Annotated in this window: 19 protein-coding genes and 1 pseudogene; 6 read left to right on the top strand and 14 right to left on the bottom strand. The window is 72.1% G+C overall.

What is annotated here, in order from left to right; all coding sequences use genetic code 11:
* Nucleotides 1-8: 8 nt before the first annotated feature.
* Nucleotides 9-335, bottom strand: a complete 327-nt coding sequence (locus AB0B58_RS33170) for a TraR/DksA C4-type zinc finger protein (protein WP_360231861.1) — start codon at nucleotides 333-335, stop codon at nucleotides 9-11.
* Between the two features lie 203 nt (nucleotides 336-538).
* Here AB0B58_RS33170 and AB0B58_RS33165 point away from each other — a divergent pair.
* From AB0B58_RS33165 to AB0B58_RS33150, 4 genes and pseudogenes are all read left to right on the top strand, one after another.
* Nucleotides 539-736, top strand: a pseudogene (locus AB0B58_RS33165) (aldo/keto reductase); the annotation flags it as partial.
* Nucleotides 737-831: 95 nt separating this feature from the next.
* Nucleotides 832-2,124, top strand: coding sequence for a GAF domain-containing protein (locus AB0B58_RS33160; protein WP_360231858.1), 1,293 nt, complete (start codon nucleotides 832-834; stop codon nucleotides 2,122-2,124).
* 36 nt (nucleotides 2,125-2,160) lie between these two features.
* Nucleotides 2,161-2,553 (top strand): AraC family transcriptional regulator, encoded by a 393-nt coding sequence (locus AB0B58_RS33155; protein ID WP_360231855.1) that lies wholly within the window; start codon nucleotides 2,161-2,163, stop codon nucleotides 2,551-2,553.
* Nucleotides 2,554-2,611: 58 nt separating this feature from the next.
* Nucleotides 2,612-3,028: a VOC family protein gene (locus tag AB0B58_RS33150; RefSeq protein ID WP_360231852.1), complete on the top strand. Its 417-nt coding sequence runs from the start codon at nucleotides 2,612-2,614 to the stop codon at nucleotides 3,026-3,028.
* Nucleotides 3,029-3,046: 18 nt separating this feature from the next.
* On the opposite strand, the gene AB0B58_RS33145 is transcribed toward AB0B58_RS33150, so the two are convergent.
* The 12 genes from AB0B58_RS33145 to AB0B58_RS33090 all read right to left on the bottom strand — a co-directional run bounded on the left by AB0B58_RS33145 (nucleotide 3,047) and on the right by AB0B58_RS33090 (nucleotide 17,889).
* The gene (locus tag AB0B58_RS33145; RefSeq protein ID WP_360231849.1) at nucleotides 3,047-3,706 is read right to left on the bottom strand and encodes a maleylpyruvate isomerase family mycothiol-dependent enzyme; all 660 of its coding nucleotides are present in this window, start codon (nucleotides 3,704-3,706) and stop codon (nucleotides 3,047-3,049) included.
* 89 nt (nucleotides 3,707-3,795) lie between these two features.
* Nucleotides 3,796-5,913: a tetratricopeptide repeat protein gene (locus AB0B58_RS33140; RefSeq protein ID WP_360231846.1), complete on the bottom strand. Its 2,118-nt coding sequence runs from the start codon at nucleotides 5,911-5,913 to the stop codon at nucleotides 3,796-3,798.
* Between the two features lie 60 nt (nucleotides 5,914-5,973).
* Nucleotides 5,974-6,984 carry a GNAT family N-acetyltransferase gene (locus AB0B58_RS33135; RefSeq protein WP_360231843.1) on the bottom strand — a complete coding sequence of 337 codons (1,011 nt, stop codon included), beginning with the start codon at nucleotides 6,982-6,984 and terminating at the stop codon, nucleotides 5,974-5,976.
* 3 nt (nucleotides 6,985-6,987) lie between these two features.
* Nucleotides 6,988-8,244 carry an FAD-dependent monooxygenase gene (locus AB0B58_RS33130; protein ID WP_360231840.1) on the bottom strand — a complete coding sequence of 419 codons (1,257 nt, stop codon included), beginning with the start codon at nucleotides 8,242-8,244 and terminating at the stop codon, nucleotides 6,988-6,990.
* A 9-nt stretch (nucleotides 8,245-8,253) separates the two neighbouring features.
* Complete coding sequence (locus AB0B58_RS33125) at nucleotides 8,254-9,285, bottom strand: GNAT family N-acetyltransferase (protein ID WP_360231837.1); 1,032 nt, start codon at nucleotides 9,283-9,285, stop codon at nucleotides 8,254-8,256.
* A gap of 24 nt (nucleotides 9,286-9,309) precedes the next feature.
* Entirely contained in the window at nucleotides 9,310-10,473 is a 1,164-nt protein-coding gene (locus tag AB0B58_RS33120; protein WP_360231834.1) for a hypothetical protein, read from the bottom strand.
* Nucleotides 10,470-11,705 (bottom strand): O-antigen ligase family protein, encoded by a 1,236-nt coding sequence (locus AB0B58_RS33115; protein WP_360231831.1) that lies wholly within the window; start codon nucleotides 11,703-11,705, stop codon nucleotides 10,470-10,472. The genes AB0B58_RS33120 and AB0B58_RS33115 overlap by 4 nt, the downstream gene beginning before the upstream one ends.
* A complete protein-coding gene (locus AB0B58_RS33110; protein ID WP_360231828.1) occupies nucleotides 11,702-12,991 on the bottom strand; it encodes an NAD(P)H-quinone oxidoreductase in 1,290 nt (429 codons plus the stop codon). Before AB0B58_RS33110 ends, AB0B58_RS33115 begins: the two co-directional genes overlap by 4 nt.
* On the bottom strand, nucleotides 12,984-14,693 hold the full coding sequence (locus tag AB0B58_RS33105) for a polysaccharide biosynthesis tyrosine autokinase (RefSeq protein ID WP_360231825.1): 1,710 nt from the start codon (nucleotides 14,691-14,693) through the stop codon (nucleotides 12,984-12,986). The genes AB0B58_RS33110 and AB0B58_RS33105 overlap by 8 nt, the downstream gene beginning before the upstream one ends.
* Nucleotides 14,694-14,712: 19 nt before the next feature.
* Nucleotides 14,713-16,002, bottom strand: coding sequence for a glycosyltransferase family 4 protein (locus tag AB0B58_RS33100; RefSeq protein ID WP_360231822.1), 1,290 nt, complete (start codon nucleotides 16,000-16,002; stop codon nucleotides 14,713-14,715).
* Complete coding sequence (locus AB0B58_RS33095; protein WP_360231819.1) at nucleotides 15,999-17,129, bottom strand: aminotransferase class I/II-fold pyridoxal phosphate-dependent enzyme; 1,131 nt, start codon at nucleotides 17,127-17,129, stop codon at nucleotides 15,999-16,001. Before AB0B58_RS33095 ends, AB0B58_RS33100 begins: the two co-directional genes overlap by 4 nt.
* Nucleotides 17,122-17,889, bottom strand: a complete 768-nt coding sequence (locus AB0B58_RS33090; protein ID WP_360231816.1) for a polysaccharide deacetylase family protein — start codon at nucleotides 17,887-17,889, stop codon at nucleotides 17,122-17,124. Before AB0B58_RS33090 ends, AB0B58_RS33095 begins: the two co-directional genes overlap by 8 nt.
* 186 nt (nucleotides 17,890-18,075) lie before the next feature.
* Here AB0B58_RS33090 and AB0B58_RS33085 point away from each other — a divergent pair, with 186 nt between their 5' ends.
* Together AB0B58_RS33085 and fdhA are read left to right on the top strand one after the other, a co-directional pair.
* Entirely contained in the window at nucleotides 18,076-19,086 is a 1,011-nt protein-coding gene (locus tag AB0B58_RS33085) for a GNAT family N-acetyltransferase (RefSeq protein WP_360231813.1), read from the top strand.
* A gap of 277 nt (nucleotides 19,087-19,363) precedes the next feature.
* Nucleotides 19,364-20,623, top strand: coding sequence for a formaldehyde dehydrogenase, glutathione-independent (gene fdhA / locus AB0B58_RS33080; protein ID WP_360231811.1), 1,260 nt, complete (start codon nucleotides 19,364-19,366; stop codon nucleotides 20,621-20,623).
* A gap of 21 nt (nucleotides 20,624-20,644) precedes the next feature.
* On the opposite strand, the gene AB0B58_RS33075 is transcribed toward fdhA, so the two are convergent.
* Nucleotides 20,645-21,364 carry a phosphatase PAP2 family protein gene (locus AB0B58_RS33075; protein WP_360231808.1) on the bottom strand — a complete coding sequence of 240 codons (720 nt, stop codon included), beginning with the start codon at nucleotides 21,362-21,364 and terminating at the stop codon, nucleotides 20,645-20,647.
* Nucleotides 21,365-21,585: the final 221 nt, after the last annotated feature.

The raw sequence follows: 21,585 nt of genomic DNA, 5'->3' as shown, positions 1-21,585 counted from the left end.
GGGATGCCCTATGCGCACGCGATGCAGCAGCGGGCGAACGGCCGCGCGGCGAGCCGTTCCTCGGCGATCGGCCGCCCGCACCGTTCGCAGACGCCGTAGGTCCCCGCGTCCACCCGGCGCAGCGCGTCGTCGACCTCGGCGACCCGTTCCCGTGCGGCGGCCAGCAGCGCGGTCAGCTGGGCGCGTTCGAAGCCGATGGTGGCGCCCTCCGGGTCGTGCTCGTCGTCGGCGTTCGAATCCCGCGACGCCGCGAACAGCGCCTCCAGATCCTGGGCCAGTGTCGCCGCCTCGGCCTGCGCCCGCGCTCGCAGCCGCAGCAGCTCATGCCGAACCATCCCGCCAGCTTAACGAGCGCCGGAGCGCCGTTAGGCTTGCCTCGACGGGGGAGACGAATGACCGCGACGGCATTCCGTATCGGCGGAGACCTGGAGGTACGGCGGCTCGGGTTCGGTGCCATGCGGCTGCCGACCGGGCCGGGCGATGCCCGCGAGGCCTCGGTGACGCTCGCCCGGCGGGCACGTCGGGGGCGAAGGCGGGGATCGCCGCCGTGGCGTCCGAGGCCGGCGCCACCGCCACCCAGGTCGCGCTCGCCTGGCTCCTGAGCCGTTCGCCGGTCATGCTCCCGATCCCCGGCACCGCCCGCGTCGACCACCTCGAGGAGAACGTCGCCGCGGGGCAACTCCACCTGACCCCGGCCCAGCGCGCCGGCCTGGATCTGCTGCACGAACCGGCATAGGTCCGGCGGGGCGCCGATCTCGGGGGCGTTCCCTGCGGCCGGGCGGTGCGTCATGGATCATTGCACGCATCCGCGGACGAGAGGCAGGCCACGACATGACGGCGGTATCAGGCCGGCGGCACCCTGCCGCGGATCCGGCGCCCGCCGGGCAGGCGGCGGAGGAGGATCTGCGGGCCTTGTTCGGGCACTCCACCGCCGTCTTCGCGTCGCTTGCGGGGCCGGAGTACCTGGTCGAGACGGCGAACGCGGCGTTCTTCGCCACCATCGGAGAAGAACGGGCTCGCACCGGGGTCGCCCTCGCCGAACTGGTGCCGGAACTGGCCGGTCAGGGCATCATCGCGCTGCTGGACCAGGTCTACCGCACGGGGGAGCCCTACACCGGCCGCGACGTCCGGGTCGTGCTCGGATCCGGCCCGCACGCGCGGGAGGCGTTCTTCGACCTCACCTACGAGCCGCGCCGGGACACCGACGGCAACGTCACCGGGATCCGGGTGATCGGCGTGGAGACCACCCAGGTCAAGCAGGCCCAGCAGCTGATGGCCGAGCACCGTGCGCTGCTGGAGCAGATCGCCCGCCAGGCGCCCCTGGCCGAGGTGCTCGACGGGATGGCCCGCTGCATCGAGAAGCTCGCACCCCAGGAGGTGCTCGTCTCCGTCCTGCTGGCCGACCCCGACGGCCGGCACCTGCGCCACGGCGCCGCACCCAGCCTGCCAGACTTCTACAACCAGGCCATCGACGGGATCGCCACCGGTGAAGCCGTCGGCTCCTGCGGCACCGCCGCGCACCGGCGGGAACCGGTCATCGTCACCGACATCGCCACCGACCCGTTCTGGGCCGACTTCCGGGACCTGGCCGGCCGGGCCGGACTGGCCGCGTGCTGGTCCACGCCGATCCTGGCCCGCGACGGCGGCCTGCTGGGCACCTTCGCCATGTACCACCGCACCCCGCGCATCCCGCAGGACGCCGACCTGGCCCTGGCCCGGGTCTTCGCCGACACCGCGGCCCTCGCCATCGAACGCCACCACACCGAGCAGGCGCAGCGAGCCGCCGAGGCGCGCGCCAAGGCGGCACTCGACGACCTGGCCACGGCGGTACGCGCGGAGCGCGAACTGCGCGCCGACGCCGAACAGCGCGCCGCCGCGGCCGCGGAGCTCGCCGCCCGGATGCGCGCCGCCGCGGCCGCGCAGGCACCCACGCCGCACCCCGAACGCTGCCAGCTCGGCGGCTCCTCCGGATGCACCGCGCCGGCCGAGATCAAGATCGCCGACTCGTGGGGTGACGCGGCGTGGGGCTGCCCCGCCCACGTCGAGGAGGCCATCATCAACGTGCGGTCGGTCTTCATCGCCAGCGAGGAACTCGGCGGCCTGGCCGCATACCGCGACCGCTGACCGCCCCGGACGCGCGGAACGTGATGTGATGGCGTCGTGGGCCGTGCCGTCGAGGAGACCAACCGTCGCATGCTGCGCGCCAGGGACGCGATGGACCGCGCCTACGCGCAGCCGCTGGACGTCGCGGCCCTGGCGCGGATCGCGCACGTGTCGCAGGCGCACTTCACCCGCACCTTCCGGGCCACGTTCGGCGAGACGCCGCACCGCTACCTGCAGCGCCGCCGTGTCGAACGCGCGATGTTCCTGCTGCGGGAGACCGAGAGCAGCGTGACGGACATCTGCTACCAGGTCGGCTTCGGCAGCCTGGGAACCTTCAGCCGCACGTTCCGCGAGATCGTCGGCCGGTCACCGCGGGCGTACCGCCGGGATGCGGCGACCACGGGTGTACCGACCTGCTTCACGATGGCATGGACCCGGCCGAGCGCCTGATCATCCGTACGGCTGAGCAGTTTTGGATAAGTTTTCGTCCGGGCCGGTCAGTAGCGTGATGAGCATGTTCACCGCGATCACACACTCACAGATCTACGTTCTCGACCAGGACGAGGCCCTCGACTTCTACGTCGGCAAGCTCGGCCTCGAGGTCAACACCGACGTCGACCTGGGCTTCATGCGCTGGCTGACCGTCAACGTCCCCGGTCACCCGGACCGCCAGGTCCTGCTGCAGAAGCCCGGTGGCCCGCAGATGTCCGAGGAGACGGCGCAGCAGGTCCGCGAGCTGGTGACCAAGGGCGCGATGGGCGGCACTCTGATCTTCAGCACGGACGACTGCCGCAAGACCTACGAGACGCTGCTCGGCCTCGGCGTCGAGTTCACCGAGGAACCCACCGAGCGCCCGTACGGAATCGACTGCGGCATGCGTGACCCGTTCGGGAACCCCATCCGTTTCACCCAGCACAAGGGCTGAAGGACTGCCGCGGCTCGGTCACCGCGAGAGGCGGGCGGTGAGATCCGCGGCGCCGTCGCCGGACAGTTGCGGTAGCGCGGCGAGGCGTCCGGTACACACCAGCAGGAGCGCCGCCATCGGTGCGTGGACCTCCGGCCCTTCGCCGGCGGACCACGGCGTGTCGGTGGCGGTGAGCCGGAACCCCGTCACCTTCCGGGTCGCGGGAGCGGGCGGTGGCCACCGCATCGACAGCACCCGGTCGGCCGCGACGGCCGCGGCGGCCGGCGGCATGTCGTGGCGGCGGCCGAGCGGGATGGCGATGTCCTGTCCGTGGACGAGGATGTCGATGAGGGGTTCGAGGTGGGTGACCCCGAGGTTGCGGCGCCGGGAACCGACCATGCCGCGGATCCCGGCGATGAGCTGCCCGGTCGACAACGCGGTGGCGCGCCGGCGGGCGGCATCCTGGATCGTGCGGTCCATGCTTCCGCGCCACCTGGCCAGCATGGGGATCACGTCGGTGAGGCCGAGCTGCTGCAGCGTCAGGTGGGCGGCCACGTCCCGGACCGTCCACCCGGCACACAGCGACGGCTGCCGCCATTCGTCGTCGGAGAGGTCATCCAGCAGGTCGGCCAGCGCCGTCCGCTGCGAGTCGATGACCTGCCAGACCTGGTCGCGGTCGATGACGACCTTGTCCTTCATGCCGTTACCTCCCTCGGCATGGGGCCGATCGGCGGAAGTGCGCACCGATCCGGCGTCTACGGAGAGTAGCGCAGGGGTGAGGCTCGGCGTCAGGAGCTCCGGCCCGTTTCCCGCTGGATCCGGGCCAGGTGTCCCGCGGATGCCCGGGTATCGGGGTGCCGGTCGCCGAGGATGCGGTGGCGGGCGGTGAACGCGTCTTCGTGCAGTCGCCGCGCGCGGTCCAGGTGACCCTGGTCGTGCAGGACCCGGGCGAGGTTGCTGATCGAGGCGAGCGTGTCCGGGTGCAGATCGCCGAGCACCGCACGGCGGGCGGCCAGGCCGTGCTCGTGCAGCCGCCGTGCCTGCTCCAGCTCGCCCTGGTCGTGCCGGACCCGAGCCAGGCTGCACATCGAGGTGAGCGTGTCCGGGTGCAGCTTGCCGATCACGCGGCGCCGGACGGTGAGCGCCTCCTCGTGCAGTCGCCCAGCCTGGTCGAGGTCGCCCTGGTCATGCAGGACCCGAGCCATGTTGCAGACCGAGGTCAGGGTGTCCGGGTGCAGGTCACCGAGCACCTCGCGGCGGGCCGCCAGGGCCTGTCCGTGCAGCCGCCGCGCCTGCTCCAGCTCGCCCCGGTCGTGCAGCGTCCGGGCCAGGTTGCTCATGGCGGTCAGCGTGTCCGAGTGGCGCTCGCCCAGCAGCCGCCGGCAGCCGTCCAGCGCCTGCGTGAACAGGCGGGCGGCGGTGGCGTGCTCGCCCCGGACGTAGAGGTACCGCCCGCAGGCCAGCCGCAGCATCGCGACGGCGTGGGTGACCGGCGGGTGCCGGTCGGCCAGCACCTGGGCATGGGGCAGCAGCAGCGCCCAGCGTTCCCACGTGGCGGGGTTGGCGAAGTCCTCCGGAACGGCCCGGCAGACGAGCCGCAGGGCGATCGCGGACAGCCGGTTCGTGGCCGCGCGGGACCGGCCGCCGCCGAGGTTCGCGCTGCCGGCCGGGTCGCGCAGCAGGTCGCCGGTCAGCTCGTGGATGCGCAGGAGCCCAGGTCGGCCCAGCGACACCAGCCCCAGTTCGGCCAGCACCGTGACCAGGGCGTCGATACCCGGCCTGCCGCCGGCCGCGGCGCGTCGCAGCCGGCGCGGCAGGAGGTCCGGGAAGGCGGTCAGCAGGTCGATCGGGATGTCGGTGGGTGCCAGCTGGCACAGCAGCGCCATCAGCTGCCCGGCGGCCGGACTCCGCCGTCTCGCCTGCGCCATGGCCAGGGACAGCGTGGTGGTGACCGCGGCACGTGCCGAGTCGCTGTCGGCGTGAGCCAGCAGCCGCCGGTAGTCGGCGAGGTAGGCGCCGGTCGTGCGGCCGGTGGCGGCACAGTACCCGCGGGCCTGCGCCAGCGCCAGCGGGAGGTAGCCGAGCCGTCGCGCCAGCTGCTCGGCGGCCTCGTCGGCCGCTGCGGCGCCCGGCGTCAGGAACCGGGCCGCGGCCGCCGGCGGGAACGGCCCGACTTCGAAGGGCACGGCGACCTCCGCCCAGTTCGGGTTGCGCGAGGTCAGCAGGACGGTGCCGCCCCGGGCGGGCAGCAGCCCACGGATCGTCGAGGGCGACGCGTCGTCGAAGAGCAGCACCCAGCCGTCGATCGAGCTGAGGCGCTCCGCCACGGCGCGGGCGCGCTGTTGGTCGGTGTCGCCGGCCAGGCCGAGCCGGTCGGCGAGCCGGGCCAGGCCGGCGAGGACGGTGAGCCGGTCACCGGCCTGGATCTGCCAGGCCAGCGTGGCGTCCGCGGCGCGCAGGTGCGTCCAGGCGAGCGCGAGCTGGGTCTTTCCCATCCCGGGCAGGCCGGACAGGACCAGGCGCCCGCCGCCGCGTACGGCCTCGTCCAGCGCCGCCAGCTCGCTGTCCCGGCCGGTGAAGGAGGCCACGGGCTGCGCCACGTTCCATATGCGACCGTAGTGCGCGGGCGGCAACGGGTCGCGGACCGCGCCGGCCGCCGCGGCGGGTTCGGCGCTGGCGAGCCGGTGTTGCAGCACGGCGAGCACACCGACCAGCAGGACCAGGCCGCAGGTCGCCTGCCCGAGCATCATCGCGCTCTGCGCCTGTACCCAGCGCTGGATGGCCGGCAGGCCGGTGAGCAGGTTCGTCGCCGCCCCCAGCAGGGCGGTCAGCAGCACGGCGCCGGCCACCAGGCCGGTGACGGCTACCCCGCGCGCCGCACGGCGCCCACCACGATCCATCGCCATTGATACATGGTTGCAGGCAGTGACAATCCAGACACCCATCGATAGCGTGAAAACCGGACCTCAGCGGTACGGCGGGAAGCGGCCCTCCATCGCCGCCGGCGAAGGCGGGCCCGCCAGCTTCTCGAAGGCGTCCGGATCCGTGACCACCCGCCAGGTGTGGAAGGCGTGCCGGCCCGCGGCGAACGCCGCCTTGTACGCGAACAGCGAATCGGCCGCGCCGCCGAGACCCCCGCCGAGGTGGTAAACCGTGTCGCCCCGGTCCCGGCCCCAGCGGCGTACCTCGTCGTAGAGCAGCTTGTCCGCGTAGTACGTGCTGCCGTCCCGGGTCGCCTGCAGGTGGGTGTGCATGATCCCGCCGTACTCGAAGAACAGGTTGCCGCCGAGCAGTTCGCCCTCCGCGGACAGCGCCACCGCCAGGTGCACGTGGTCGCCGAGCGCCGCGCGGAGCCGGTGGAAGTGCTCCGAGGTGAAGAAGTAGAAGTCCGTCGCGCCGACCCGGCGCATGGTGGCGTGGTAGGTGGCGATCCACTCGGCGAAGCGGTCCCAGTCGTCGAAGACGATCGAGACGCCGGCCCGGCGGGCCTTGTTGATCTGGTTGCGATGCGTGCGGTGGGTCTGGTGCCACATCTCCTCCGGCGTCAGCGAGAGGTCCACCGAGACCGTCTCGCCGTGCTGCACGACCGTGCCTGCATGTGCCAGGGCGGCGGCCGGGGCCTCCAGCAGCGGATGCAGCCGGACGAACGCCGTGATGACGCCCCGCGTGCGCAGCGACTCGGCCATCGCATCCACGGCGCGTGACCAGAAGGCCGCATCGGCGGTGTCGCTGACCGGACCGGGGTATCCGTACGGGGAGATCGCGTCCCGCAGATCGGTGTCCGGCACGGCGCGCAGGACCAGGGGTAGCAGCAGGACATGGCCCGCGTCGTCATATCGGAGGGCGGCCGGAGTGCCGCCGGAGAGCCCGGCGTCGATGCGCACGTACTCGGGAAGGTGGTACACGTCGTGCCTGATCCGGCTCAGCGCGTCGGTCCACGCGGCGTCATCGGGCTCAAGCAGGGCGGCTCCGGCCATTCGTCACCCCTTTGCAGGTCTGGGTCTCACCCCGTACCGCTGCGTCGGGCGACCGGCCTGGGTGGTGCGCGAAGCGCCCGGCCTCCGTCGGGCTCGGCTCCACCGGCGTGCGCTGAGTGCCCAGCGCAGCAGCGTGCGGGGAATCGCACTCTGTGTCGCGACGTGCAGCAGATATCTCCACATCGGATATTCGCCTCGCCGGTCGGACAGCGCATAGGAGAACTGCTTCGCCGGAAGGTCCACGTAGTCTGGCACTCGTTCGAACCATTCACTACTGGCCTTTGCGGCACGTTGCAGCGGCGCAAGTGCCGCCTTTCGTCGATGTTCGTATCTTTCCAGCGCCGCCGCGAGTTCGTCCCCTGAGGACACCGCGTCGGCCAGCGCCATCGCGTCCTGCATCGCCAGCTTGGTGCCCGAGCCGATGGCGAAGTGCGTGGTGTGCGCGGCGTCGCCCATCAATACGACGTTGCCGTGGTCCCAACGCTGGTTGGTGAGCCGGCGGAAGTTGAGCCAGCCGGTGCCGCCGACCTCGGCGCGGTGGTCGACCAGCGGCTGCCCGTCGAGGTGCGCCGCGAAGATCTCCTGCAGGCGGGCGGCGCCCTCCCGGGCGTCGAGGCGGTCGAGCTCCAGCGCCGTCCAGGTCTCGGGGGCGCACTCCACGATGAAGGTGCTGGTCTCGGAGTTGAACGGGTACGCGTGGAACCAGATCCAGCCGGCCTCGGTCCGCTCGAAGCCGAAGGTGAACGTCTTGAAGACCTGCCGAGTGCCGAGCCAGATGTACTTGTTGCGGCCGACCTCGATGTCGGTGCCGAAGTGCTCGGCGTACCGCTCGCGGATCCGGCTGCCGGCGCCGTCGCAGGCCACCACCAGATCGGCGTCCGGCAGGCCGGACTCGTCGGTCAGCTCGTCGCGGTGGCGGACGTCGACGCCGAGCTCGGTCGCCCGTTGGGTGAGGATGTCGAGCAGGACCTTGCGGCCGAGGCTGAAGCCGTAGCCGGCGAGGTGGGTCGCCGCCTTGCCGGCGGCGCGCACCTCGTACTCGTCCCACTGGCAGGAGGCGTCCCAGATCCGGCGGGCGCTGACCGGGTCGTAGCGGAACAGGTCGTCGAGCAGGTCGTCCCAGAAGACCACCCCCCAGCCCCAGGTGACTCCGGCCGGGTTGCGTTCTAGCACGGTCACCTCGTGCGTGGGGTCGGCCAGCTTCGCCAGTACCGCGAAGTACAGGCCGGCGGGTCCGCCGCCGACGCAGTTGATCCGCATGCCGAACTCCTAACGGTAGGACGGGAAGGTGGCGGACAGGTCGGCCGGATCGGCCTCGGGCGCCCGCTGCCGGACCAGCTCCCGGTACGCGGGCTGATCGGTCACCACGCGCCAGGTGTGGAACTCGTGCCGGCTCGGCGAGAAGCCCGCCTTGTACGAGAACAGCGAGTCGTTGCTGCCGCCCTTGCCGCCGCCGAGGTGGAAGACGGTGTCGCCGCGGCTTTTGCACCAGCGCCGCACCTCGTCGTAGAGCAGCTCGTCGGCGTAGCGGCGGGGAGCGCGCCGGGTGGAGGACACGTAGCCGGTGGCGATGCCGTCGTGCTCGAAGAACGTGTTGCCGCCGACCACCTCGTCGCCCTCGAGGGCGACGGCGAGGTGCATGCGGTCGCCGACCGCGTCGTGCATCGCCGCGAGGTGCTCGCGGGTGAAGAAGTAGTACGAGGTCGCGCCGACCCGGCGCATGTTGTCGTGGTAGACCTCGACCCACTCGCCGAGGCGGTCCCAGTCGTCGAACACGATCCGGGTGCCGTCGCGGCGGGCCCGGTTGATGTGGTTGCGGTGGTCGCTGCGGGTCTGCCGCCACATCTCGTCGAGGCTGACCGTCAGGTCCATCGACACCGTCTCGCCGTGGCGGACCAGCGCGCCGAAGCGGCCCAGCGTCGGCAGCGGCGCGCGCAGCAGCGGGTGCATCCGGACGAAGACCGACACGATCCCCTCGTCCCGCAGGGTCCCGATCATCGCGGCGCAGGCCCGCTCCCAGAACCCGGTGTCGCCGGGTGCGTCGCTGACCGGGCCGGGATACCCGTACGGCGACAGCGCGTCGCGCAGTTCCGAGCCGGGGATGTCGCGCACGATCAGCGGCATCAGCAGCTGTCGCCCTTCCTCGCTGTACCAGAAGGCGACCGGTCTGCCGCCGTATAGCCGTGCGTCGAGCACGACGTACTCGCTCTCGTGGTACATGTCGTGCTCTGCTCTCTGCAGGGCTTCCTTCCACTCCCGTGCGGCCGGTTCCAGCAGTGCAGCGCGCGGCGATGCGGTCATTCCGTTGCCTTTCCTCCAGCCTGACTACGACCCCAGTACCCAGGCGTTGAACGCCATGTTCGCGGCGAACTGGTCGTTGACCACCCGGTGGTCCTCGAGCCGCCGCTGCACGGCCGGGTCGAAACGACCCAGTTTCACGAATCCGTCGGAGAACCAGCCGTTGTCGGCGCCGGTGCCGTCCACGAACTCGCGGTAGGTCGTCGCTCGAGGCCAGATCACCTTGGTCAGCAGCGCCGAGAACGCCGCCATGTCGGCGGCGGTCCAGAACCGGCCGCGGTCGCGGGCCTCCACGACGTACGCCATGACGCCGTTGCCGTGGCTCACGTCCTGCCCGGGCCGCCGGGCCGATCCCCAGACGTCGCTCCAGAAGTAGGCGGTGGGTTCGGCCGGGTTCCGCCGTAGCTGGGACCGCAGGCCCGAGCTGGTGCCGGGCACGTGCTGATCGACGTTGTCGACGACCTGGTCGTACCGCGCCCGGCGGGCCGGGTCCGCGGTGATGCGTGACAGGTTCAGCGCGATCAGCGCCCAGTGCGCGGCCATGTGGGTCCGCTCGCGGTAGATGTTCTCGGCGGGGCCGCGCGAGTGCCACTTGTCGAAGATGTTCACCTCGGCGAAGTGCAGCAGCCGGTCGTGGCGCGCGCGGTATCCGGGGTCGGCGTAGACCGTCGGCGAGTCCCGCATGGTGACCAGCAGCGTGGTCGCGTACCGCCAGAAGTAGCTCTCGTAGAGCGGGACCTCATCGCCGTCCTGCCCGGAGGCCGACGACGCCCAGCCGAGGTAGTCGTCCTTGAACTGGCTGTCGGCGAGCGAGGAGGAGACCGCGGCGGATCCGGCGACGTTCTCGACGAATTCCAGGGCGCGGTCGAGGTAGCGGCGGTCGGCCGTGGCCCGGAACATCGCGATGCAGGCGTCGAGGGAGTACGACAGGTCGTAGTGGTCCCAGCTGTCCGTCGACCGGCTCATCGGCAGGCCGGTCCGGTACTGGTAGTTCCAGCTCTGCTCGAACAGCGCGGTCCAGTGTGAGACGGGCCTGAGCTTGACCGTGCCGGGCGCCGCGGCCGGCGCCGCCGGCAGCGGCGTCATGAGCGGCGTCACCGCGGTGCACGGCGAGGCGCTGGCCGCGGTCAGCGAGGCGACGCCGAGCAGCAGCACGCTGCGGCGGCAGATCCTCGCGTGCTCCCGCCTCATCGCGCCACCGGCTCTCGCACGCGCACCGGCGGGCCGGGCGCGGCCGGCGCCGGTGGGGTCACCGCCGCCCCGGCGGCCAGGGCGGCGAACATCCAGGCGAGCCGGGAGTCGTAGTAGTCGCCGGAGAAAAGGCTGCTCAGGGCCACGAAGACGGCCGAGGACGCGGCGAGGGCGGTCAGCTGCGGGTGCGCGCCGCCCCGGATCGTCCGCGCCCACAGCACGATCGCGGCGGTGAGCAGCCCGATCCCGGCCAGCCCGCCCTCGGCCGCGACCGCGAGCACGTAGTTGTGCGGGTACTCCACGGCCTGGTTGACGCCGATGAGGCCGTAGAAGCCGTCCAGGCCGCTGCCGACGAGCGGATGCTCGACGGCGAGGCGCCACGCGGCCGCCCAGATGTCGGTGCGGTCGGACGTGTACTGCTCCTCGACGGTCTGCTCGACGAAGCGTTCCTGGAACAGGTCGGTGAAGGCGGGCGGCGCGAACGCCCAGATCACGGCCGTCGCCGCCACCAGCACGGCGCCCGCGGCGACGACGAATCCGATGTGCACGCGGCGCCGGATCCGCCAGAGCCCGGCGGCGCCCACCGCGATGCCGGCCAGCAGGCCGGCGCGGGAGCCGGAGAGCACGGCCGCCAGCAGGAACAGCGGGATGACCAGCAGCGGCAGGATGCGCCGAGTGAACAGGTACAGGGCGACGGCGCTGATCACGCCGAGGATCTCGATGCGCACGAACACGTTCGGGCCGCCGCCGAAGGCCGAGTAGCGGCCCTGCTCGCCGGGGCCGTTGATGAACAGCGCGGCGAGCGCGAAGACGACCGCCGCGACGAAGAACAGCAGGAACGTGGTGCGGGCGACGGCCGTGGGGTCGCCGACCGTGTAGAAGTAGTAGGCCAGGGTCAGCACGGCGAGTAGCACCAGGTCGAGCGTCTGCGGGCCGACCCGCGACGCCGGCGGTGCCCACAGCCCGGAGGCGATCTGGAAGAGGAAGAAGAGCATGGTCGCCACCAGCCACCCCTCCGGGCGGGGTGCCGAGAGCGCGTGTGGCCGGCGTGCCGCGTCGACCGCGAGCACCACCAGCGCGATGACCAGGCCGATCACCCGCAGGTCCACCCAGGCCAGGTCGACGAACCCGGCGCGGTCCAGGGTGAACCGGCCGCCGATGGCCACCAGGATCAGCACCAGGCCGGGTGCCAGGAAGACCCGGGGGGTGCGCAGCCAGCCCGTGGTGTTCACGGCGCCGTCGTCCGGTCCCGGACCACCCGGCTCGTCACCAGGGCGAAGGCCAGGCAGGCGCCGTAGCCCAGCAGCGAGCCGTACGCCGCGCCGAGGATGCCGTACCGCGGGATCAGCAGCAGGTATGCCGTGAAGCTCACCGCGAAGCCGGTGATCTCCGCGGCGGAGACCAGCGCGCTGTGCCCCTTGGCGATGAGCAGGCCCAGGCTGATCCGGGAGACCGCGTAGAGGCCGGCCGCGGCGACCAGGGGCAGCACGACGACCTTGGCCGGCGCGTACTGGTGGCCGAAGATCGGCACGATGAGCAGGTACAGGCCGCCGGCCACCAACGGGGTCACGATCAGGCAGTAGACGGCGGCGGTGACCACGATGGGCCGGGTGTTCAGCCCGCCGCCGCGATGGGTCGCCCGCCACTTTCCGAGGCGTGAGTCCGCGTACGCGCGCAGCGGCCAGGCCAGCAGCTCCGTCATCGTGGCCACGCTGGCGTACAGGCCGAGGGCGGAGGTCGAGGCGAGCGCCGGCAGCGCCAGCCGGTCCGCCCGCAGCATCGCCATGTTCGACAGCGCGGCGGGGAAGAGGGCGAGCCCCTCCTGGCGTACCAGGCGGTTCTGGCGGGGCGGCACCGCGGTCGCGGCCCCGGCCGGCTGTCGCAGCCAGATGGCCAGGAAGGCGACGGTGGGCACGGCGCCGGCGAACAGGTAGGCGAGGATCCAGACGGTGGGGTGCGAGACGTCCGCGACGAAGAGCGTGACCAGCAGCGCGAGCAGCAGCAGTGACTCGAAGACGCGGGCATAGAGGAACTCGGCCATCCGGCCGGCGGCGATGGCGACCGCGCGCGTCGCCAGGATCGCCGTCTCGACGAGTCCGTACGCGGCGAGCAGGGCGACGACGGCCGGCCCCGGGTTGAGCCGCGCCGGCGCCACCGAGGTGTACACGATGGCCGCGGCCACGCCGAGCACGCAGGGGACCAGCAGCAGCCGCCCGTACGCCCGGACGGCGACCGCCGGTGCGGTGTCGTGGTAGCTCGCGACGAAGCTGCGCTCCGTGCCGAGCAGCAGCATCTGGGTGGTGAGGTAGACGACCTGCAGCATCAGGGCGACCTGGCCGCGGCCGGAGGGGCTCAGGGCGCGGACCATCAGGATGTTGGCGGCCAGCGCGACGCCGCCGGTCAGCACCTGCGACGCGAGCAACTGCAGGTACGGCTCGCGCAGCTGCCCCAGGGCCCAGCCGGCCGGGTCGCGGCGGCGGGGGGCGGCCGCGGTGCGTACGGCCTGCAGCTCACTCACCGGGCTGCTGCTTGTCGTCGGTGCCGCGCTGGGTGGGCAGCTTCGGCTGCTCCGCCCGGTCGCCGGCGGCCGGCACGTCGTTGACGATGACCCGGGCCTGTCCCCGTGCGGCACCGGCGGCACCGGCGTCCTCGGGTACGGGCTCGGGAGTGGACTCAGGTGCGGGTTCCGGCGCGGGCGCGGCTTCGAGGGCCGGTTCGGGTACGGGCTCGGCCTTCTTCGGCTCCTCCTCGGCGGCGCCGATGGTGGCCTTGACCACCCGGGCGCGGCCGCGGACCGGGCCGCTGTACGCGGGGAAGATGACCGTCTCGTCGGTGGCGACGCCCTCGTCCGGGGCGTTGTCGTCGCCGAGGAGGCGGGACATCAGCTCCGGGTCGTGCGGCTGCGGCAGCGGATCCTCGCGGTGCCAGGTCCCGCCGGTCGGCAGCTTGCGCGGCAGCGCGTTGAGCACGGCGCCGGCGAGCCGGGCACCGACCCGCTGCAGCAGGTCCGTCGAGCGCTCGACGTCGGCCGTGCGGGTGCGGTTGGCGCGCACCACGAGCAGGGCGCTGTCGGTCACCTTGCCCAGCACGGCGGCGTCCGCGACCCCGTGCAGCGGCGGCGCGTCCACCAGCACGATGTCGAAGCGCTCGGTGAGGTGGCGCAGGGTGGCGCCCAGGGTCGGCGAGGCCAGGATCTCGCCGGGGTCCGGTGCCGGGTCGCCCGAGGGCAGCACGGTCAGCCGGCCGTCCAGCGAGTCCTGCAGCACGTCGGGTACCCGGGCCCGGCCGGTCAGCACGTCGGCGAGCCCGCGGCTGGTGTCCAGCGACAGGTACCGGCCCAGGCCGGGTGCGCGGAGGTTGGCGTCGACGAGCACCACCCGGGCGCCGGTCTCGGCCATGGCGATCGCGAGCCCGCAGGCGACGGCGGTGGTGCCCTCCTTCTCGTGTGGGCCGGTGAGCAGCAGGGACGTGCCGCGGGCGCCGGGGCGCTTGAAGCCGGAGATGTCCGGCAGGAGGCTCCGCAGCCGCCGGAAGGCCTCGGCGAGCGCCTCGTCGGGTGAGCCGTCGCGGCGGGACCGGCCGCCTATCGAGATGACGCCGACCGTGCCCAGCCCGAGGCGGCGCAGGTCGTCCTCGTCGTTGACGGTCTTGCGGGTGGCCTCGCGTACCGCGACCGCGGCGGCGCCGATCAGCAGTCCGAGCACCGCCGAGAAGCCGATGTTGCGGACCAGGTTGCCGGGCTGGCGGACGGTGACCGGGTTCTGCGCGATCGAGACCGACGGCCGCGGGCCGTCGCCGGCGGAGTTCGGCGGATCCAGCTGCCGGGCCAGGCCGATCAGTATGGCGGTCGCGGTGGTGACGATCGACTCGCTGCGTTCGGCCGACGAGTCGGTCGCGGAGACGACCAGGAGGTCGGTGCCCTCCTGCACCTGCGCGGAGAGGCTCTTCTGCACCTGCGTGGCGCTCAGGTCCGGACCCAGTTCCTTGACGACGCTCTCGGCGACCCGGGGCCCGGTGAGCAGCGCGATGTAGGAGTTGAGCCGGCTCGCCTTGGCGTCCGGGTCGCCGGCGCCGGTGGTGACGAACAGGATCATGGACGACCGGTACGCCGGTTTCCCGGTGAGCGTCAGGCCCGCGGCGACGCCCGTGGCGAGCAGCACCGGCACGACGATCCAAACCCAACGGCGCCGGCAGGCCCGTACGTACTCGCGCAGTTCCACGTCTGCCCTCTCCCGATCGTCACGACTGCTCGGACAGGGCCGCGCGGGCCGCGGCCCGACCCCGTCGCCCGGTGGCCGCCGCCCGGTTGAGCACGGCCTCGAAGCGTTCGAAGAGCAGGTCGCGGGAGAACTGCTCCACCGCGAGTCGGTGCGCGGCCTCGCGCGCCTGTTTCAGCCACAACTCGTCACGGACGTGGCCGGCGAACAGTTCCGCCGCCGCGTCGGTGTCGTAGGGGTCGAGGACCAGCCCCGCGCCGGACTCGCGCAGCAGGTCGCTCTGCCAGCCGCCGTAGTTGATGGCGATGGGCCGGGAGGCGGCGAGCGCGTCGAAGAACTTGTTCGCCGAGTTCTCCCAGAGTGCGCGGATGGGCCGCACGAAGCTGGTCGACATGGTGGCCGCGCCGAGGATCACCGGCAGGTCGGCCTTGGGTACCTTCTCCCACATGTGCACGGTGCGGTCGAGCAGGCCGTGCCCGGCGGCGAGCTGCCGGGTGTCCTCCCACTCCTTGCCGTGGCCCACGATCAGGAACTGCACGTCCGGGTCGAGGTCGCGCATCCGTACGGCGGCCCGGACCAGGTAGTCGACGCCGTTGACGGCGCCGAGGGCGCCGGTGTAAACGATCAGGGGCCGGTCGCCGAGCCAGCGGTGCTCGTCCCGGAAGCGCCGTACCGCCTCGGGCCGCACCTCGAACAGCGCCAGGTCGGCGGCGTTGGGGATCACGGTGGTGCTGGTGCCCGGCCGGCGGGCGGTGACGCCGGCGGCCATCCCGGGGGAGAGGGCGATGACCTCCGCGGCGTTGCGGTATGCGAGGTTCGCCAGTGCGCCGGCGAGCCCGCGCAGCACCGGGTTGCGCAGCGCGCCCATCTCGATGGGCACCTCGGGCCAGAGGTCGCGGACCTCGAAGACGAACGGCACGCGGCGCAGCTTCGCCGCGATGACGCCGGGCACGGCGACGGTGAGCGGGGTGCTGGTGGCGAAGACCAGGTCGGCCTTCAGCGCGGTGGCCTTCGCCGCCGCCAGGGCCATGAACTCGGCGAAGGCGCGCAGCCGCCGGGCGTAGGACATGTTGTTGGAGTACGGCACGGAGAACCAGTGCACGGTCACCCCGTCGTCGTCGGTCTGCCGCCAGCCCAGCGCGCGCTTGCCGGGGGTGATGTCGGTCGTGATGACGTGCACGGTGTGCCCGCGGGCGACGAGCCGTCGCGCCTGCTCGTAGGACCTGATGCCGCCGGTCATCCGAGGGTTGCAGTAGTACTGGTGTATGTAGACGATGCGCATCCCGCCGTCACCCTCCTGCTCGGCCGTCACCGGATCACCGCGTGGACGGCGTCCACGACGCGTTGCCGGTCGTCGTCGGTGAGTGCGGATCCGCTCGGCAGGCACAGGCCGCGGCGGAACAGGTCGGCGCTGACCTCGCCGCCGCGCATCACGCAGTCCTGGAACACCGGCTGCAGGTGCATCGGCTTCCAGGTGGGGCGCGCCTCGATGTTGAGCGTGGCGAGGTGATCGAGGATGCGGTCGCGGTCGGCGCCGAACTCGTCGGCGTCGACCAGCAGGCAGGTGAGCCACCAGTTCGGCGTGCCGTACTCCGCGACCGGCATGAACGTCAGCCCGGGCAGGTCGCCCAGCGCGGCGCGGTAGTAGCGCGCCGTCTCCCCGCGGGCGGCGACCAGGTCGTCGAGCCGCTGCACCTGGCCGCGGCCGACCGCGGCGAGCAGGTTGCTCAGCCGGTAGTTGTAGCCGACCGAGCGGTGTTCGTAGTGCGGCACCGGCTCGCGCGCCTGGGTGGCGAGGTGCCGGGTCTGCGTCGCGACCCGGCCGTCGTCGGTGACCAGCATGCCGCCGCCGCCGGTGGTGACGATCTTGTTGCCGTTGAAGGAGAGCACCCCGGCCAGGCCGAACGACCCCGCGGGGCGGCCCCGGTACGACGCGCCGAGCGCCTCCGCGGCGTCCTCGATCAGCGTGACGCCGTAGCGGTCGCAGGCGTCCAGCAGGGGTTCGTAGTCGGCGCACTGGCCGTACATGTCGACGGTGACGACCGCCCGGGGTAGCTGGCCGCGGGCGGCCCGGTCGCGTAGTTCCTCGGCGACCAGGCCGGGGTCGACGTTCCAGCTCTCCGGCGTGCTGTCGAGGAAGATCGGCCGGGCGCCGAGGTACATCACCGCGTTCGCGGTCGCGGCGAAGGTGAACGAGGGGACCAGCACGGTGTCGCCGCGGCGCACGCCGGCGGCCACCAGCGCCAGGTGCAGCGCCGCGGTGCCGCTGCTGAGCGCCACCGCGTGCCGTACGCCGAGCAGGTCGGCCACCTGGGCCTCGAACGCGTCGAGGTCCGGACCGACGGGCGCCACCCAGTTCGAGTCGAACGCCTCGAGCAGCAGCTTGCGCTCGACGCCGCTGACGTCCGGCGGGGACAGGTAGATGCGCGCGTCAGTCATGGACACGCGTCCTGACGGCCCAGATCGGCCAGGCCGGGTGCAGGCCTTGGCGCTGGATGTACATCGGTGAGTCGCCCGGGTGCATCGGGGCCCGCAGCGTGGTGGCGAAGCTTCGATAACCGGCCTCCTGTACGGCGTGCAGCTCGCGGTCGCCGAAGTCGACGGCGCTGCCGTACGGTGCCGCGAAGTCGAGCACCGCCACGCCGAGTTCGTCCTCGATCCGGTGCTTCGAGTCGCGGATCTCCCGGAGCGAGGAGGCGTCGTCCTGATCGGCCAGGCGCTGGTGCGTGACGGTGTGCGAGCCGAACCGGTATCCCTGCGCGAGCAGGTCGCGGCAGTCCTGCCAGGTGAGGTTGCCGGCCTGGCCGACCAGCCCGGTGGTCAGGAAGAAGGTGGCCGGCACGCCGAGCTCGCGCAGGACCGGCGCGGCCACGTCGCGCCAGGTGGCGTGGCAGTCGTCGAAGGAGAGGCAGAACATCGGCCCGGCGAGCTCGCGCCGGCCGGCGAGGACGTCCAGCGCCTCGTCCCAGGAGACCAGCGGTCCGAGCCGCTGGAAGGTCCGCAGGTGCCGGCGCAGGTCGTCGGCGTAGCGCGCCGGCACGTCGTGGTAGAACGGGAAGTAGAGCCCGGCGGTGGTCGGCAGGCGGCGGAACATCCCGGCCGGCGCCAGCACCCGGCCCTGGGCCCGTGGTCGCGCGCGGAGCCGGCTGCGCAGCCCCAACTCGTTTAGGCGGCGCTTGATCCGGGTCTGCGACTCCACCCTCGGCACCCCTCCCCGCTCGTCGGCTTTCCCTGTCGACTCACTCTTGCAAATGGATGGTGGGTGGCGTCAGTAGCAATTGTCATAGGGAACATGAGGAAAGCTCACGTCAATTCGAGAAGGGTCTGAACGGTTGTTGCGGAATGAACTTCCGGCGGGGCATCATCCGCCACAAGGGGGGATTACATGCTTCGACTACAACGGGTCGAGCCGACGCCCGCGCTCTGGTCCGACCGCGACACCTACCCGGATCGCCTGATCTTCCACACCGAGCCGTGGCTGCGGTTCGTGGCTCAGTCGCAGCGCGCCGAGCCGGTCCTAGCCACGATCACGGACGGCACGAGCACCGTCGGGCACTTCACCGGCCTGCTCTCCAGGCGGTACGGCCTGCGGATCCTGGGCAGCCCGATGGCCGGCTGGACCACGTCCTACGTGGGCTTCAACCTGGATCCGGCGATTCCGCGCCGCGCCGCGCTGGAGGCCCTGCTGCCGTTCGCGTTCGGTGATCTCGGCGCCGCGCACCTGGAGATCCGCGATCGCGGGCTCGCCGAGGCCGACCTCGAAGGGCTGGGTCTGCGCTGGGCCGCGGCGCCGACCGCGGTGATCGATCTGAGCCCGGCCGAGGACGACCTCTTCGGCGCGATGGCCAGCGCCTGCCGCCGCAATATCCGTAAGGCCGCAAAGTCCGGAGTGGTCATCGAGGAGGCGCCGGGCGACGATCCGGCATTCGCCGATGAATTCTACGATCAATTGCGCGACGTATTCGCCAAACAGGGTCTAGTGCCGACCTATTCGATCGAGCGGGTGCGTTCGCTGATCCGGAATCTCGCCCCGGCAGGCAGTATTCTGCTCCTCCGTGCCCGTGACGCCGAGGGCCGGTGCATCGCCACCGCGGTCCTGCCCTGGTATCACCGCACGATGTATTTCTGGGGCGGCGCGAGTTACCGGGAGCACCAGCATCTGCGCCCCAACGAGGCACTGATCTGGTACGCACTGCGCTGGGCCAAGGAACGGGGTGTCACCGAGTTCGACTTCGTCGGCGGAAACTCCTACAAGGCCAAGTACGGCACCACGGAGGTGCCGGTGCCGTGGGCGCGCCGGTCGCGTTCGCCGTTGGTTGCGCGCCTGCGCGACGTGGCGAAGGAGGGCTTCGCGCTCAAGCAGCGCACCGTCGCCCGCCTGGCCCGGGCCCGGTAGCACCGCGCCCCGTATGCCAGTAATGCGACTATCGGCGAGTCTTGTCAGTATCGATGGTTTTCTTTCCCCTGCGTCCCGGGAAACATGGCGAAGGGAAGGCGGGCGTAGCAATCCCGTCGCAATCCCGTCGCTGACCCGTGTCCGTTCCCCGGCGGTGTCCGGCAACCGTTGCCCCGCGACCTGATCGCTCGCCTGCCCCCGTCCGCAGAGTCCATGCGGCCGAGAGGAGGTGACGCACCTGACCGAGAGACCCGGCCACAGTCGAGTTCGATCAGGAATGGAGCGCAACGAGATGCCAGGCAACAAAGCGGTTGTCTATCGGGGCCCGGGCGACGTGGAAGTCCGAGACAGTGAATATCCGACCTACGAAATGAAGGACGGTCCCGGCGTCAACAAGGCCAATGTCGGCCGCAAGACGCCGCACGGCGTGATTCTCAAGACCGTCGCCACCAACATCTGCGGCAGCGACCAGCACATGGTCCGCGGGCGCACGACGGCGCCGGAGGGACTCGTGCTCGGGCACGAGATCACCGGGGAGGTCGTCGACACCGGCCCCGACGTGGAGTTCCTCAGGGTGGGCGACATCTGCTCGGTACCGTTCAACATCTCCTGCGGACGGTGCCGAAACTGCCGGGAGGGCAGGACCGGCGTCTGCCTCAACGTGAACCCGGACCGGCCCGGCTCGGCGTACGGCTACGTCGACATGGGCGGCTGGGTCGGCGGCCAGGCGGAGTACGTCCTGGTCCCGTACGCGGACTGGAACCTGCTGAAATTCCCCGACCGCGAGCAGGCCATGGAGAAGATCCTGGACCTGGCCATGCTGACCGACATCTTCCCCACCGGCTACCACGGCTGCGTCGGCGCCGGCGTCACGACCGGATCCACCGTGTACATCGCCGGTGCGGGCCCGGTCGGGCTGGCCGCGGCGACCTCGGCCTTCCTGCTCGGCGCCGCCGTCGTCATCGTCGGCGACCTCAACGAGCAGCGGCTGGAGCAGGCGCGCAGCTTCGGCTGCGAGACCGTCAACGTGGCACAGGGCGACCCGGCGGAGCAGGTGCAGCAGATCCTCGGCCGGTCGGCGCCGGCGATCGGCCAGCCCCTGGTCGACGCGGCCGTCGACGCGGTGGGATTCGAGGCGCGCGGGCACGGCGCGGACGCCGACACCGAGATGCCGGCGACCGTCCTGAACTCGCTGATGGACCTCACCAGGGCCGGCGGCGCCATCGGGGTGCCCGGCCTCTACGTCACCGGCGACCCCGGCGGCGTCGACGAGGCGGCGAAGGTGGGCTCGCTGTCCATCCGGCTCGGCCTGGGCTGGGCCAAGTCGCATTCGTTCGTCACGGGTCAGTGCCCGGTGATGAAGTACAACCGGGCGCTCATGATGGCGATCCTGCACGACCGGGTCCAGATCGCGAAGAACGTCAACGCGACGCCGATCCCGCTCGACCAGGCTCCCCAGGGCTACCGCGACTTCGACCAGGGCGCGGCGCGCAAGTACGTCCTCGACCCGCACGGCATGCTCGGCAGCCGCAATTGATCGCAGGCCGCCGCGCCGGTGTCACCGGCGCGGCGGCTCGCCGGGGGCGGCGCCGTCGGCCGAGTGGGCGAGCCGCGGATCCAGGCCCTCCTCGATCACCGTGGCGGGCCCCAGCCGGGTGAAGGCCGCCGCGGTCGCCGCGACCACCGCGACGCCGAGCAGCCAGCCGGCCACGACGTCGCTGGTCCAGTGCACGCCGAGCACGATGCGGCTGAGGCCGGTCAGCACGGCCACGGCGATCGCCGCGCCCCAGAGCAGCCAGCGCCTGCCGCCGCGGGCGACCGGCAGCAGCACCAGCACGAACACCGCCGCGGCCAGGGTCGCGTTCAGGGCGTGCCCGGACGGGAACGCGAGGCCGGGCGCGCTGGCCACCGGGTCGAGCAGCTCGGGCCGGATCCGGCCGACCAGCAGTTTGAGTAGGGCGCCGAGCACCCCGCCGACCACCATCGTGGTCGCCACCCAGATGGCGAGCGGCCGTGCGCGACGCCTGACCAGCCAGATCACCAGGATCAGCGCCGCCAGCCGCAGCGGGTTGGGGGAGAGGATCGTCGTCCACCACACGGTCGCGCGGGTCCAGCCGGGGTGGCTCAGCGCCCAGTCGTGCAGGGCGCCGGTGACGGTCATGTCGAGGTGGTGCAGCGGCGTCCAGCCGCCGGCGACGAGCGCCGCGAGCAGCGCGAACGGCACCAGCGCCAGGAACGCGAGGGTGGCGGCCGTGGTGAGCCGCAGGCCTAGCTTCACCGTCTGTCCCTACCCGCGGATCCGGTCCTTGAACCCGCCCCCTCGCAGTCCGGAACCACCCGTTCGGCGGGGTTTCCGGGCCTCGAAATCCTCAGGTTTCGCGGTTCGGGTGGGTCGCAACCGGGTGGCACCTGTTCGGGAACGAGGCCCGCACCGCGCGCCACGGAATCTCTATGCATGCCCGGTCGACAACGGCCGGACAAGCGGGGGGAAAGCAAATC

Origin of the sequence: Actinoplanes sp. NPDC049118 (assembly GCF_040648555.1) — a bacterium.
Taxonomy (GTDB): domain Bacteria; phylum Actinomycetota; class Actinomycetes; order Mycobacteriales; family Micromonosporaceae; genus Actinoplanes.
This window is presented reverse-complemented; position numbering and strand designations above follow the sequence as displayed.